Raw genomic sequence first — 16,286 nt, forward strand, 5'->3', positions numbered from 1 at the left:
GGCTTTATCACAGCAACTCTTGCGGCAACAGCGGCAGATCCTGTGACTGGTCAGATTGTGATTCACGCTGAGGCTGTAGATGCGCAAGGTAACGTAGATGTTGCAGATGCAGACGTGACCTTAACCATCGACACAACTCCACAAGACCTGATTACAGCAATTACGGTTCCTGAAGACTTAAATGGCGACGGTATCTTAAACGCTGCGGAACTTGGTACAGACGGTACTTTCAATGCACAAGTGGCATTGGGACCAGATGCAATTGATGGCACAGTGGTCAATGTTAACGGTACTAACTACACCGTAACAGCAGCTGACCTTACAAATGGCTTTATCACAGCAACTCTTGCGGCAACAGCGGCAGATCCTGTGACTGGTCAGATTGTGATTCACGCTGAGGCTGTAGATGCACAAGGTAACGTAGATGTTGCAGATGCAGACGTGATAGTAACACTCGATGTTACTCCACCAGATATCACTACAACAGTGTTAGCAATTGACCCAGTTACTGCTGATAACATCCTAGATGCCACCGAAGCTGGCGGAACTGTGACCTTAACGGGTACGTTGACCAACATACCTGCGGATGCGGTCACAACAGGTGTTGTGGTAACTGTAAATGGTGTTGAATACGTTGCGACAGTAGATACAGCAGCAGGTACTTGGACCGTTGACGTAGCAGGTAGTGGCCTTGCAGTGGATACAGACTTAACAGTTGATGCTACGGCTACCTTCACAGACCTCGCTGGAAACAGTAGTACTCTTCAAGATACACAAACTTATACTCTTGCAAGTTCTATTGTTGCCTTTGATAACACTGATACAGCCGTACTTGCTCCTCAACCATTGCTTGTACAAGATGATGCCTCTTTAGGTAGCGAAACTTACCTAGCCTTGGTTTCACTTGCTGGACTTGATTTACAGCTTGGTTCTGAAGCAATTGATTTTACAGTGGGTGCTGGTCAAGAAGGCAATGCGACCTTTACCTACAGTGCCTTAATTGGTGTAGATGCACTATCTGACTACTCGCTAGTTGTTCAGAAATTTGACACCGCAACAGGCGAATGGACTTCGGTCTATGGCGGTGGTGAAGCTGATATCCTTGATCTTACTTTACTAGGCTCAACTCCTGGTGTGGTTCTTGAGGGTCTAGAAGAAGGTCAATACCGTGCATTCATGACTTACAACGGTCTTCTAGGCATCGGTTTACTTGGTACCTTAACAGGGACAATGGATGTCTATGATACGACACAAGTAGGCGGATACTACACCGAAGTTGCCGATGGTAATGTTATTACTGATATTAATACCGGTGGTGAAATAGACATCGTAACTCCTACGACTGTAGTTACAGCGGTAAATGGTCAGCCTGTTACAGCGGTAGATACAGTGATCAACGGGTTGTATGGTACTTTGGTAATTGACCCAGACGGTACATACACTTACACACCTAACTTAGATTCCGCTGGAGTTGGTCAAACAGATGTGTTTGTCTACACATTAACTGATCCTCTAACTGGTGATACTGCTCAAGCAAATCTCAATATTCAATTGAGCTCTGTGAAAGCGGTAGACAATGTAGTAACGGCAGAAATTAACCCAGAGCCATTGCTTGTTGCAGATGATGTAGCTCTTGGAGATGCATCTTATCTTGCAGCCGTATCGTTGGCTGGTCTGGATTTACAATTGCTTGGTAACGAGGCAATTGAATTTACTGTTGATCCAAACCGTGAAGGTACAGCAACGTTCACATTCGATGCGATAATCACTGCCGATTTACTCAGTGATTATGCGATTGTTGTTCAGAAGTTTGATGAAGCAACAGGGCAATGGGTATCCATTGGTGGAACTAATCCAGAAGCTTCGCTTATCGATCTATCACTCATCGGTGGTACACCAACAGCCGTGCTTGAAGGATTGGATGCTGGTCAGTACCGTGCATTTATCGGATATGAAGGTTTGCTAGGCATAGGCTTAGGCGGAACATTAACTGGTACGATGGATGTCTATAATCCATACATCGTGGCTGGTTACTCTGTTGAACCGATCTCTGGTAATGTCATCAAAGATGCAAGCCTCACTGGTGAAGTTGATGCGGCAAGCAGCAGTGCTGTGATCTCTCAAGTTAACGGTGTTGCTGTTGATCCAGCTACTGGTGCAACAATTGTTGGTACTTACGGTACCTTGGTGATCGATCAAGATGGTAACTATACATATACACCAACTGTAAATGGGGCAAACCTTGGTCAGGTAGATCAATTTACCTACACCTTGCTTGATCCAGTAACAGGTAACACTTCTGAGGCAACACTTTATGTCCGCCTTGACAGTGACAGTGTAGATATGACTTGGAACGATGCAGATCCATCTCAACCAGCTGTAATTACTAGTCCGCTTCCAGTAGATGCAATGGATAACGTTGCTTCGGCTGAAATAGACATGGTGTACCCAGTAACAACTGAGGTACTTGATAATGCGATCAGCTATAACTGGTTACTCGGTGTAGGTGGAATTGTTATCGGTTCTAAAGAAGGTACTGCAACATTTACAGTTGACCCAGGTAACCTTACTGATGCCATTATTGCAGTGAACTTTGGTTCGGTTGCAACGGTTGTTGATGGTTTACATGTGGTATTAACACGATTAAATCCAGATGGCACGCGTACTGTAGTTGCTGATAGTTCTGATACTGGCGTGATTGATTTGTTAGGTATCTTTGGTTCTGAAGTTCAATTCAAGATTGATAACTTAAGTGCCGGTACTTATGAATTGTTCATGGAAAGCAACACACTTCTAACAGCTCTAGGTAGTGTTACTGCGGATATCACACTAAATCATGGTGATATTACTCAGCCTCCTGTACTGGTTGTTGATCCTGTGATTGGTAACGTACTTGCTGATGATAATTCTGCTGTTTACGGTACAAACTATGTACCAGACTACATTACGACAACTTCAGTAGTAACTACGGTTACAGCTGAAAATGGTAATACGTCTGCGGTTGTAGCAGGTACCCCAGCAACGATTGTTGGTGCATACGGAACTCTGACTATTGGTGCAGATGGTACTTATAGTTACCAAGCAACTGCAAATATGGCGAATGTAGGTAAAGTTGATAGCTTCACTTACACCGTCACAGACCCAGTGACCGGTAGAACTGATACAGCTACATTACATGTTCAAGTTGGTTCACCAGATGTTGATGTAACCTGGAACACAGCGGATCCTTCGGCAGACGCTACACTTCCAACACCTGCTGTAACAGCTGATACAGATGATGCAACGATCAGTATGGCACCAGTGGTAGATCCACTTGTGGATGTAACAAGTCCGAATGTTTCAATTAGTCTTTTTGATAATAGTAATACTGTGTTGTCAAATAACTTTACTGTAGCTGCTAATACTGTAGCGGATGTTAATCTACAGATGCTTTATACAGCTACTTTAAGTTTATCAGCCTTGCCAACTGTAGGTTATGTAATTCAACGTTCTACAGATGGTGGCACAACTTGGGTAGATACAGTGTACTCTGGCTCTCAAACTGCTTTAGCTGGCGTTCTTGGTGCACCTGCTTTATCTGATTCAGTGGCTCATCTGTCAGAAGGCCTATACCGAGTACAATTCAGCTTATCTAGTTTGATATCAATTGGTAACGTAACTCTAGATACTGTAGTGAATACAACAACTACACATCTAGACCAATACACACCAGATGGACAAACAGACTGGATTACTGGCAACGTACTTACTAATGATGTCGTAGAAGGTACTCAGCTCTATGTAATGAACTCAACAACTGGCACATATGAGCTAGCTGCTGGTCAAGGAGTGAATACTGGTGAAGGCACATTGTATCTATACAATGATGGTTCTTACTTCTACAAACCATTAGACAGTGCTGCTAATGCGACAGTTGATGTGATTGATTACAAATTAGTTTCGGTGATTGATGGTACTGAATATCCTTCTTCATTGACAATTAACTTGAGTCAAGAGTTGAATAGCCTTGCAGTAAGCACTGCGGCAAATGACACATTTGCTCTTGGTAACGGATCGGATACCTTGATCTACAACACATTAACAGCTGCGAGTGTCACTAACGCAACTGGCGGTAACACAACAGGTGGTGGTGTAGATATATGGACTGACTTCCATGTAGGGGATACTACAACTGATGATCAGGCTGATAAGATTGACTTGAGTAACTTGTTAATTGGTTCTCAATCTAACTTAACAATCGGTCAATATGTGTCAGTAAGCTACGATGCTGGTACGCAAACTGCCACAATCAGCGTAGACCGTGATGGTGGACTAGTATTAGAAGGTACTTATACTGAAACACCATTGCTTCAATTGACTAACCTCACAGGCCCAGTCACATTGAATGACTTGATCAACAATGGTCAAATCATTTTCTAATCTGACAATCGACTTATAGAAAAAAGGGCCTTCGGGCTCTTTTTTTATGTTTAAACAATACGTTAACTTTGCTTTTAGAAGGGGCATGATATGATGCTTGATTAGCGCTTTATAGAACAACAAACAATTAGGGACTGAATTCGAGTGACGGCATTTTTAAATTTCCAAAGACAACTTAACCTTTGGTTAGAACAAGTTGTTAAGCACGTTCCGAGTCTTAAACAGGATATTATTTTATTTTTATCTTATGGCCCCAAAGACCAAAGATGTAGCGTATGGCACAGTGAGAAAACCAATTTAGAGCAGGCTAAAAAACAATTATTAGATTTTATTAATGACCAATTTACACAGGCACCACTCGCTGATTATATAAAAATCGATATCACATATAATTTAATGCAACAGGTGTGGAAAGAAGTAGAACAACAGGTCCACCATCAATTTCACAACAACCATTACCGTAAAGGCATTGGCTTTGATGAACACTGTTCGGTGGCTTTTCTTGAACAAGAGATCTATGGAAAAGCAATTATTCGAGGCTTGAGCTACGACAAGCCGAACTTCTTTGATGAAACCAATCTGAATTATGCAGTTAAGCAAAAATATAACGCTACAAAACCGCAGATTAAACTACAAGAGTTGCAAGACATTTGGACTTTTGATACCTACGGAGCATTTTATGAAAATGGTCAATTCATTAATTTAGCGAGTCGCTATGATGTAAATGGTATTAGAGGAATTTCAAACAATAAGAAACAGCATTTTAAGCAGTTAATTGAGCAAAACTCTGCATTTCTACATGACCAGATTCAAGAAAATGGCAAATTTATTTATGGCTATTTTTCTGCCTATGATCGGGACATTCGTAACTACAATACGGTACGTCATTGTACCTCGGCGTATGCCTTACTAGAAACATTTGAGGTGCAAAATAAGCCTGAATATTGGCCTAAAATTCATGCCGCGATTCACTATGCACTGACCAACTTTTATAAAGAAAAAGATTCATCAACCGCTTTTATGATTGATGGAAAAGAAGGGGAGTTGGAAATTAAACTGGGTGCTAATGCGGCAGCTATTTTAATGCTAACAAAATATCAAGAAATTACCCAAAAAACTGATTATCAAAAATATGCAGAGAAACTCGCAAAAGGTATTTTAACGCTAGTAGATTCAAATGGATCAACGAATCATGTATTAAATTATCCAGATTATGATTTAAAAGAAAAATTCAGGATTATTTATTATGACGGTGAAGCTGCTTTAGCTTTATTACGTTTATACCAAATTAACCAAGATTCTAGATTATTAGAAACGGTTAAGTTAATGTTTGAATATTTTATTAAAAATAGATATGAGAAATATCATGATCATTGGTTAAGTTACTGTACCAATGAACTCACTAAAATATGTCCTGAAGATAAATATTTTATTTTTGGTTTAAATAATTATTTAAAACATTTTATTTTTATTCGAAATCGAAAAACGACATATGCAACTTTGTTAGAGATGTTAATGGCTGCTTATAAAATGGTGAGCCGTTTAAAAGAGCAGGGGCGTACAGCGCTTTTTGAGCAAGCTTATATGCCTGAGCTTCAAAAGCTAATTGAGTTTAGAGCTGATTTTCAAACCACTGGATTTTTCTATCCAGAAATGGCTATGTATATGGCGCGGCCAGATAAAATTTTACATACATTTTATATTCGACATGACCGTTTTCGAGTGCGGATTGATGACCAAGAACATAACTTGTCGGGTTACATCGCCTACGTTAAAGATTACAAGGGTGATGAGCCATGAAGTATCAACCCGTTGAGATCAAATTATTAGCACATGTCGATACTACAAGTTTTGATGAAACTTTATGGCAATTCGAATTTGATGATGATATTTCAACGCTATTACTTATCGACTATGCATTAGAGCAATTTCAGCAAAAAAATATACAGGCTCAAGATGTGTATGTTGTGCCTGACCAAATACTTGAGCACATAGGTCAGCAAACTCTGGGCTTAAAACCCTCTGAACATTACACCTTTACTGAGCTATTACAGTTCTTAATTTTTACCCAAGCAGCAGATGTAAAAAATGCTTTAAGTAATATGCTTTTTGGTACAACTGGACAAGCAACTTTAATTTTGTCTGAAAGAGCTGCTACCTATAACTTAACCATAAAAAATGAAGGTATCCAAAATCAGCTAAAACATTTGTTTTTATTAGTCAAAAATATTTATACCTATCCAGCTGAAATCAGAAAAGTTTTCTTTACTAAAGAGCTTATTTTTAAAGGAAAGCCTTATCTTCCCCAGACGCCATTAATGGCTCAGTCAGTCGTAACGGTCTTATATCTTTCTAATTCATTTAGAACAATTTATCTGACGTTCTTTGAAGAAAACCAGACCATCGGTTTCTTTTCATTTTTAGATGATATTCATCGAATTGAACATTTGGTTCCTTACTACCACTGCTTTCAAGAGCAGAACGTAAAAGCTAAAGTTTGCTCTACTCAAAGTGGCATGATCAACATTTTGGGAGATACTTACTTTGGGGAGTTCTATACAGAAAAACGTAAATCTAAGGGCCAAAGAGATGCTCTACAACAATATGGATACAGCCATTCATTCGAAAAAATAAAAGCCTTTTTATGTGAAAGTGACTTAAATATTGCTAACTTTGAAGCAGTATTTTCTTTAGAAGATCAATCACCATTAGTGCGTAAAAAGCCATTTATTCTTAAAGCTGAAGCTGAAAAAACATTAGCAGAGTTTAAGAATATTCACCTTAATCATGTTGTGCTGGCCAATAATCATCTAAAAGATTATGGGGATCGCGGATTAGCTTATACATTACAACAATTTGATCAGGCCAAAATTTCTTATATTGGCGCAGGATTGAACCAAAAAGATGCCCATAGTTACTTTGAAATTACGTTTAATAACAAGCATTATGCTATTTTTAATGGCTATTGGCACAGAGATACAGCGTATCTAGATTATGATTTTTATGCCTTAGGCGATAAGAGTGGGGTGGCTTGTCTAAATGGAGTTTTGCTTGAACAAATAAGCCGTTATAAGTTGGCTAATTCTCACCATAAAGTCATCGTTATTTGTCATTGGGGCATGGATTTTAAGCCGATTACAAAAGAACAAAGTAAACTCGCCAATATTTTGACCCAAGCTGGGGCTGACCTTGTGATTGGTCATGGTGCTCACACTGTTCAGCCCGTTCAATTCATTCATCAAAAGCCTGTAGTATTTGGTATTGGCAATGCAGTTTTTAATAGTAACGGTGAGTATGCAGAGCACAATGCTCTACCATATGGATGTATAGCACGGCTAGATTTGTCAAAAGATCGCCTTAGTTTATATCCGATCTATACCAATAATTTGAAAACATTTTGGCAGCCATATCCAGTCAATGAGGAAGATTTTTCAAAGGCCAGCAGTTATATGACTTCATTACTTGCCCATGAAAATTATAGTTTGGCTCAAGATAAATTAGGTTTTTATGTAGAGCTTGGTTTTTAAAATATTTTAAGGATAACTTTGATAATTCGATAAAATTGTTTGAAGTTGCACAGGTGTAAAACCTAAATTCCTAAGCCCACCGCTACCACGTTTACATTCAGCACTTGCCATAATATTTGTTGGCGTACGTTTTGTAGCATTCGGCGCACAAACATGTTTTAGTCCAAACACATGTCCCATTTCATGTACGCTACCAGCCTGAATATTATAATTTAGGCGGTTCCAGTCTAACAAAACAAAGGGTTCACCATTGTTGCGAAAAGCTCTACTGGTTACATCTGCAAATTTCCATTTGGGCGAATACGCATCATAAATGAAAACAATGACTTCCTTGCTAGCAGTCCGTTTTGGAAAACAGGTCTTTATGCTTGCCGGAATCGTTTCGAGGGAAATAGGATAGGGCTGATTAATTTGCTGCTTAAGGTCACATCGTAACTGAATGAACTGTTCATATGGGATATAACGGTTTAATTTGAACTTAAAAATCTTATTATTTTTATCATCTACATAATATTTATTTAATATTTTAATTTCTTTCCGCATTTGTTGGTAATTATCAAACTTTGTAGCTTCTGGAGAATCGGTGGTAAAAACGAAAGTGACTGGAACGATAGGACGGCCATCTGTAGCTACCTTAGGTATTTCCCCTGAAGGAAGAATAGGGGGGCGAGTAGTACAAGAAATACATAGTAAAGTTCCAGTGACTACCAGTATGGCTTTTTTCATGCAGATCTCCCTCAAACCTACCTTGGAATACATTTAATTTTAGTCAAATTTTTTTATATGATATGAAGAATGTCAATTTTTATGGAGTCCATTTTGACAACTCAGTATGAACTACATCGGCAGATTTTAGAAGTCATTGCTTTGATTCCTTACGGAAAAGTTGCAACTTATGGGCAAGTCGCTCGTATGGCAGGTTTACCTAAACATGCCAGATTAGTCGGCTATGTTTTGAAACATCTTGAAGCAGATCATCAAGTCCCTTGGTATCGGGTTATTAATTCTCAAGGCAAAATTAGCCTAAGCAAATTTAATGAAAAGGGTGAAAATGTTCAACAATTAAAGCTAGAAGCTGAAGGAGTTTACTTATTAAATAGTAAAGTCAATTTAAAGCAATTTGCTTGGCAGCCTTAAATTGACTTAAAGGTTGTTGATTAAAAATAATGCCTAAATTATTAAGATCAACAAGATAGGCAATATGGAAATTATCGAACAATCAAAACAGGAATATGACTTTCGCCTAAGACTTTTTGTGCAACGCTACCCAGCACCAGTTTTCGGACACCAGTACGACCATGTGAACCCATAACAATCAGATCTGCCTTTAAGTCTTGAGCAGCCTGAATAATTTCTTCATGTACGACAAAACCTTCAAGTAGTTTGGCTTCGACAGTAATGCCTTCATTAGCAAATTTTTGTTTTGCTTGTTCTAAAATGTCGAGTAAATAAGTTCTTGTGCGTTCAATTAATTCGTTAGTTTGCCCAGTTTTTACGTAGGCATCGGCAATATATGGGTCAAGAGCCATAACTTGCACTACGGTAATTTTGCTATTTATAGCTTTTGCGAGTTTAATCGCTTCATTCATGGCGACTACAGAAGTTTCAGAACCGTCAATTGGTACAAGAATATGTTGATATAACATGAGTCTTTTCCTTATTGTAATGATGCTTATTTATTCAATACTTTATACTTATTTTTTGACGATTTAAATTCAAGCACGTAATCATTTGTGTTTTATAACATTCAATTTTATAGCTCTATTTTTTATAAAGTCGCAAATTTTCTATATGGCTAGATAAAGCATTTATATCATCAGTTTGTAAATATTCACGTATTTTCAGAATTTGCTTCTCATCTAAATCATAAAGTTTTAAAGCAAGCAGTTTATCGATTTGTTCTTGAGGAAAGCGATATTTAATAATTTTCGCAGGCACGCCACCTACAATTGCATAGGGCGGAACATCTTTAGTTACTACAGCTCCAGTTGCAACCACTGCACCTTCACCAAGTTTGACACCTTGCATAATCATTGCGCGACTGCCAATCCAGCAACCATCAGCAATAATTGTATTACCAGCCGCTAAGAAGCTACGCGTATCAAAAGGGAAAGTCGAAATCCAGTCTGGTCGATGAAGTTGGTTACCGCCCATCATGATTACACATTCAGCGCCAAAGCAAACGAAATTACCAATATAAAGTTGATCAATCGGTTTGTCAGGTGTTGAGGCTTTGTCATGTAAATAACGTACCACACAACGCTCAAAACCTTGGTCCCAATAGGCTGAATAGTAGGAATAATTGCCTTTAATATGAATATTCGGGTTTTTAACCGTTTTATGGATAAATTCAAATTCACACCAATGACGAACTGGGGTGTTAATTAAAGAATTATCCATTTGTGATTTCCCAAAAATATATCAATGGTATTGAATAAAAACCCCTCATAAAGAGGGGCTAGTTGTGTATTATCTTAGAGATATTCTACACTTACGATTTCATATTCGACTTCGCCTTGAGGAGTCACGATTTTTACTTCATCGCCTTCACTCTTACTCAAAAGGCCACGTGCGATTGGTGAGTTCACAGAGATTTTATTAATTTTAAAATCTGCTTCGTCATCACCAACAATTTTATAAGTCTTACGTTCTTCGGTATCTAAGTTTTCAATGGTGACAGTCACACCAAATACAACACGACCATTTTGCTCAAGTGTTTTGACATCAATTTCTTGAACTGCACCCAATTTCCCTTCGATATCTTGGATGCGTCCTTCACAGAAACCTTGCTGTTCACGAGCAGCATGATATTCTGCATTTTCTTTTAAATCGCCATGTTCACGTGCTTCAGCAATCGCCTGAATAATACGTGGACGTTCAACAGATTTTAAATGTTGTAATTCTTTCTCTAAGGCAATTTTACCTTCAGGGGTCATTGGATAACGTTGCATTTTGGTCCCTCTTAAGTTGAGAAAACACAGTAAAAAAAATGAAAAAATCCCGCCACCGATAAGGTGGCGGGACTTATCGGTAATAAATTAACCTACAGTTAAATCTTGCAAGCGGTATACATCCATTGGCAATTTCACAGCAAAGGCTTGGCAAACAGCTTCAGCACCATTGATAGTCGTTGTGTAATACACTTTGCCTTGTAGGGCAGCACGACGAATCATGGCAGAATCATATTGAGCTTGTTTACCTTCAGTTGTATTGACAATAAGGTGTATTTCACCATTTTTCAAGCGGTCAACAATATGTGGACGACCTTCAGTTACTTTATTCACAGATTCACATTCTAAACCTGCTTCTTTAAGTACTTGGTATGTACCACCTGTTGCAATAAGCTTGAAGCCATACGCAACTAATTTCTTAGCAATATCTACAATGTATTTCTTGTCAGATTCACGTACAGATAAGAAAGCATTTTTTACTTCGCCTTCGGTTGGTAAACCAGGTAAGCGTTCATTTGAGCCTAAAACAGCTTTATAGAATGCTTCACCAAATGTTTTACCCACACCCATCACTTCACCTGTAGATTTCATCTCAGGTCCAAGCATTGGATCTACGCCTTGGAATTTAGCGAATGGGAAAACAGCTTCTTTCACAGCAAAGTGTTTTGGAATGATTTCTTTAGTAAATCCTTGAGATTCAAGTGATTGACCTGCCATACAACGTGCAGCAACTTTAGCTAAAGAATCACCAATACATTTCGATACGAATGGAACAGTACGTGATGCACGTGGGTTAACTTCAAGAATGTAAACATCATCACCTTTAACAGCGAATTGAACATTCATCAAACCAACCACACCAAGTTCTTTTGCCATCGCAACAGTTTGACGACGCATTTCATCCTGAATTTCTTTTGATAAAGAATAAGGAGGAATCGAACATGCAGAGTCACCTGAGTGAATACCAGCTTGTTCGATGTGCTGCATGATACCGCCGATCACAACGTCTTTACCGTCAGATACACAGTCAACATCAACTTCAGTTGCATCATCTAGGAAACGGTCAAGAAGAACAGGGGCTTCGTTAGATGCCTGAACTGCTTCACGAAGGTAACGTTTAAGTTCTTCTTCGTTATATACGATTTCCATTGCACGACCACCTAATACATAAGATGGGCGAACAACTAACGGATAACCTACTTTTGCAGCTTCAGAAATACCTTCTTCAGCAGATTTTACAATACTGTTGTTTGGTTGACGAAGCTGTAAACGCTGAATCATTTGCTGGAAACGTTCACGGTCTTCTGCACGGTCAATAGCATCTGGTGATGTACCAATAATTGGTGTACCTGCTTCTTCTAAAGCACGTGCCAATTTAAGAGGAGTTTGACCACCGTACTGTACGATCACACCTTTTGGCTTCTCTGTACGTACAATTTCAAGCACATCTTCAAGTGTTACAGGTTCGAAGTACAAACGGTCCGATGTGTCATAGTCAGTAGAAACAGTTTCAGGGTTACAGTTAACCATGATTGTTTCATAACCATCTTCACGCATAGCAAGCGCCGCGTGTACACAGCAGTAGTCAAATTCGATACCTTGACCAATACGGTTTGGACCACCACCAATGACCATGATCTTGTCACGATTTGATGGATTTGCTTCACATTCTTCATCGTAAGTTGAATACATGTATGCAGTACCAGATTCAAACTCGGCAGCACATGTATCAACACGTTTGTAAACTGGATAAACACCCAAATTCCAACGTTGTTTACGGAATTGCTTTTGTGAAATACCCATGAGGTCAGCAATACGCAGGTCAGATAAACCTTTGCGTTTGAAAGCACGGATATTGTCAGCGTTTAAGTCACCAAAACCTAAAGTTTTTACTTCAGCTTCAGTTTTAACAATGTCTTGAATTTGAATGAGGAACCAACGATCAATTTTGGTTGCTTCAAACACTTCATCTAAAGAGAAGCCATGACGGAAAGCATCTGCTACATACCAGATACGCTCAGGGCCTGGAACTTTAAGCTCTTTTAAAATGGTTTCTCTTGCATTTGTTGCACCAGCTTCGATTTTTTCATCAAAACCGCTTACACCAACTTCAAGACCACGTAATGCTTTTTGTACAGATTCCTGGAAGTTACGGCCAATTGCCATTACTTCACCAACAGACTTCATCTGAGTGGTTAATACAGGTTCTGCTTGTGGGAATTTCTCGAAGTTAAAACGAGGAATCTTCGTTACAACATAGTCAATCGATGGTTCAAAGCTTGCTGGAGTCACGCCACCAGTGATGTCATTTTTCAATTCATCAAGGGTGTAGCCAACAGCAAGTTTTGCTGCGATTTTTGCGATTGGGAAACCTGTTGCTTTAGAAGCAAGAGCAGATGAACGAGATACACGAGGGTTCATCTCAATGACAACCATACGTCCGTCTTTCGGGTTAATACCGAACTGAACGTTAGATCCACCTGTTTCAACACCAATTTCACGAAGAACTGCAACCGAAGCATTACGCATCAATTGATATTCTTTATCTGTTAATGTCTGAGCAGGAGCAACGGTAATTGAATCACCAGTGTGGACGCCCATTGGATCGAAGTTTTCGATAGCACATACGATAATACAGTTGTCGTTTTTGTCACGAACAACTTCCATTTCGTATTCTTTCCAGCCAATTAAAGATTCATCAATCAATAACTGGTGAGTAGGAGAGAGGTCAAAACCACGTTCACAAATTTCAAGGAATTCTTCGCGGTTATATGCAATACCACCGCCCGAACCACCCATTGTAAATGATGGACGGATAATTACTGGAAAACCAAAGCGTGACTGGATTGTTAAAGCTTCTTCCATTGTTTCAGCAATGGCAGCTTTTGGACATTCCAAGCCAATTTTACGCATAGCGATATCGAAGAGTTTACGATCTTCGGCTTTCTCAATCGCTTCTTTGCTTGCACCAATTAATTCAACATTATATTTAGCAAGAACGCCATGCTCATCAAGTGCGAGGGCACAGTTCAATGCAGTTTGACCACCCATAGTTGGTAATACTGCATCTGGACGTTCTTTTTCAATAATCTGTGCAACTGTTTGCCAAGTAATCGGCTCAATATAAGTTGCATCAGCCATTGAAGGGTCTGTCATGATGGTTGCTGGATTAGAGTTAACCAAAATAACACGATAGCCTTCTTCACGAAGTGCTTTACACGCTTGAGCACCTGAGTAGTCAAACTCACATGCCTGTCCAATCACAATCGGGCCAGCACCAATAATTAAGATGCTTTTAATATCCGTACGTTTAGGCATTATTCGCTCCGTAATTACTGTTTAGATGCTTCGATAAGTTCGATAAAATGATCGAACAAAGGTGCACAATCATGTGGACCAGGACTTGCTTCAGGATGACCTTGGAAGCTGAAAGCTGGTTTATCTGTACGGTGGATACCTTGTAAGGTGCCATCAAACAATGATTTATGCGTTGCTTTTAAGTTAGCCGGTAAAGTTTCTGCATCTACAGCAAAACCATGGTTCTGTGAAGTAATCATCACTGTACCATCTTCAAGATCTTGTACAGGATGGTTAGCGCCGTGGTGACCATGGTTCATTTTTACAGTTTTTGCACCAGAAGCGAGTGCCAGAATTTGGTGACCTAAGCAGATCCCAAATACAGGTAATGTTGTGGTTTCAACAATAGTTTTTACAGATTCGATCGCGTAATCACAAGCAGCTGGATCGCCAGGACCATTTGAGAGGAATACGCCATCCGGATTAAGTGCCAATACTTTTTCAGCCGGAGTTTCTGCAGGAACAACGGTTAGTTTGCAACCGCGATCTGCAAGCATACGCAAGATGTTGGTTTTGACACCGTAATCGTATGCAACTACATGGTATTTTAATTCAGGTTGAGAGAAGCCTTGGCCTAAGGTCCATGAACCTTCAGACCATTCAAAACCTGTTGGATCACAACATTCTTTTGCAAGGTCTAAACCATTTAAGCCACCAAAAGCACGTGCTTTTGCAATTGCCTCTTCTTCCGTAATATTTTCGCCAGCAAGGATACATCCGTTTTGAGCGCCAGTCTGACGTAAAATACGAGTCAGTTTACGAGTATCGATATCTGCAATAGCAACAACATTATGCGCTTGCAAATATTCACTCAACGACTGCTCAGCACGGAAATTACTGTGTAGTAGTGGAAGGTCACGAATAATTAAACCATTCGCCCATACTTTATGGATACGACCAGATTCAACGTCTTCCGCGTTGCAACCAGTGTTACCAATATGAGGGTAAGTTAATGTCACAATTTGTTGTGCATAACTTGGGTCAGTCAAAATTTCTTGATAGCCTGTCATGGCTGTGTTAAAAACGACTTCTCCAGTCGTACTTCCCGATGCGCCGATTGACGTTCCTTTAAAGATCGTTCCATCTGCGAGGGCTAAAATGGCGGGGATGCTCAAACCAAAGCTCCTGAATTTCGGCTGTAAAAAAGCGAGTAGACCCAAAAAAGATCGGCAATGCTTTGATAAAACATGCCCTCCCTATCGGTCTGCCCGCTTGTAACTTAACAGCGCATTATACGCATGGAACCCTCTAAAGTCTATTTCTTTTCTGCTAAAAAATATAATTCATCGCTTGCTTTTTACAAAAAAATATCCGCTTATCTGAATTAGATACTTTTGATAAATTGTCTAACAATTTGCATGAGGAATTCTTGGAACTGGATTTATTGTATTGCTAGTTAAAAAATAAACAATATGAGGAAATAGTATGAGCAATAATGAAGTTTCAAAAGATGTGAGTGAAAAAACTCAAGCAGTAGTTGAGTCGGTAAAAGCTGAGGTTAATGAAGTGAAAGAAACCATAGCTGCTACTACAACTAAGGCTAAAAAAACAGTAACCGCTAAAACAGCACAGGTAAAAGAAACTGTTGCTGAAAAAACTGAGCAAGTTAAAGAAGTTGCTACAGAAGCAAAAGCTCAGGTAAAAGAAGCAATTACTGAAACTCAAGAACACGTCAAAGAAGTTTTAAGCGAGACTCAAGAGAAAATTGAAGCTGAAACTCAAGAATTAAATAAGAACATTCAAAATCAACTTGTTCAGATTAAGCAAGATATTTTACAACGTCTGGATGTGATTAAAGCTCAGTTTAGTACTTCACAAGAAGGATTGTCTGACCTTAAAAATGCTTTGAAAGCAGAAATTAATGCCCTTATTGAAGATTTAACGAAAGTGAGCAAAGAGCTTAAGGGTGATATTAGTCAGATTTCTTTGAAACACAAAGATTCTCTAAGTGAAAGTATTAAGCGTACTAAAAGTAATGCAGTCGAAGCTTGGAATAAAGCACGAGACAATTAATGATCTCTGCTTTGATCCA

The 16,286-nt window shown here is 39.2% G+C and carries 11 protein-coding genes and 1 pseudogene; 6 read left to right on the forward strand and 6 right to left on the reverse strand.

Annotated features, from left to right (window positions below; translation table 11 throughout):
- From KTH84_RS06105 to KTH84_RS06115, 3 genes are all read left to right on the forward strand, one after another.
- Positions 1–4,419 (forward strand): beta strand repeat-containing protein (locus KTH84_RS06105; RefSeq protein ID WP_262472494.1); only part of this gene is annotated, 4,419 nt, incomplete at its 5' end.
- A gap of 144 nt (positions 4,420–4,563) precedes the next feature.
- Complete coding sequence (locus KTH84_RS06110) at positions 4,564–6,219, forward strand: poly alpha-glucosyltransferase (protein ID WP_262472495.1); 1,656 nt, start codon at positions 4,564–4,566, stop codon at positions 6,217–6,219.
- A complete protein-coding gene (locus KTH84_RS06115) occupies positions 6,216–7,946 on the forward strand; it encodes a CapA family protein (RefSeq protein WP_262472496.1) in 1,731 nt (576 codons plus the stop codon). Before KTH84_RS06110 ends, KTH84_RS06115 begins: the two co-directional genes overlap by 4 nt.
- Positions 7,947–7,952: 6 nt before the next feature.
- On the opposite strand, the gene KTH84_RS06120 is transcribed toward KTH84_RS06115, so the two are convergent.
- A complete protein-coding gene (locus tag KTH84_RS06120; protein WP_262472498.1) occupies positions 7,953–8,672 on the reverse strand; it encodes a metalloprotease in 720 nt (239 codons plus the stop codon).
- Between the two features lie 81 nt (positions 8,673–8,753).
- On the opposite strand from KTH84_RS06120, the gene KTH84_RS06125 reads away from it, so the two are divergent.
- The gene (locus tag KTH84_RS06125) at positions 8,754–9,083 is read left to right on the forward strand and encodes an MGMT family protein (protein WP_080645654.1); all 330 of its coding nucleotides are present in this window, start codon (positions 8,754–8,756) and stop codon (positions 9,081–9,083) included.
- Between the two features lie 71 nt (positions 9,084–9,154).
- On the opposite strand, the gene KTH84_RS06130 is transcribed toward KTH84_RS06125, so the two are convergent.
- The 5 genes from KTH84_RS06130 to carA all read right to left on the reverse strand — a co-directional run bounded on the left by KTH84_RS06130 (position 9,155) and on the right by carA (position 15,369).
- Positions 9,155–9,592, reverse strand: a complete 438-nt coding sequence (locus KTH84_RS06130; protein WP_133972085.1) for a universal stress protein — start codon at positions 9,590–9,592, stop codon at positions 9,155–9,157.
- A gap of 115 nt (positions 9,593–9,707) precedes the next feature.
- Positions 9,708–10,346 (reverse strand): CatB-related O-acetyltransferase, encoded by a 639-nt coding sequence (locus KTH84_RS06135; RefSeq protein WP_262472499.1) that lies wholly within the window; start codon positions 10,344–10,346, stop codon positions 9,708–9,710.
- Positions 10,347–10,420: 74 nt separating this feature from the next.
- Entirely contained in the window at positions 10,421–10,897 is a 477-nt protein-coding gene (greA, locus tag KTH84_RS06140) for a transcription elongation factor GreA (RefSeq protein WP_003650066.1), read from the reverse strand.
- 87 nt (positions 10,898–10,984) lie between these two features.
- Complete coding sequence (gene carB / locus KTH84_RS06145) at positions 10,985–14,215, reverse strand: carbamoyl-phosphate synthase large subunit (protein WP_133972089.1); 3,231 nt, start codon at positions 14,213–14,215, stop codon at positions 10,985–10,987.
- A 14-nt stretch (positions 14,216–14,229) separates the two neighbouring features.
- Positions 14,230–15,369, reverse strand: coding sequence for a glutamine-hydrolyzing carbamoyl-phosphate synthase small subunit (gene carA, locus KTH84_RS06150; RefSeq protein ID WP_262472500.1), 1,140 nt, complete (start codon positions 15,367–15,369; stop codon positions 14,230–14,232).
- A 123-nt stretch (positions 15,370–15,492) separates the two neighbouring features.
- On the opposite strand from carA, the pseudogene KTH84_RS06155 reads away from it, so the two are divergent.
- Positions 15,493–15,650: pseudogene (locus KTH84_RS06155) on the forward strand (hypothetical protein).
- A 29-nt stretch (positions 15,651–15,679) separates the two neighbouring features.
- Complete coding sequence (locus tag KTH84_RS06160; RefSeq protein WP_262472501.1) at positions 15,680–16,267, forward strand: hypothetical protein; 588 nt, start codon at positions 15,680–15,682, stop codon at positions 16,265–16,267.
- Positions 16,268–16,286 lie beyond the last annotated feature (19 nt).

This window comes from Acinetobacter sp. WU_MDCI_Abxb74 (genome assembly GCF_025513915.1).
In the GTDB taxonomy this organism is placed as follows: domain Bacteria; phylum Pseudomonadota; class Gammaproteobacteria; order Pseudomonadales; family Moraxellaceae; genus Acinetobacter; species Acinetobacter calcoaceticus_C.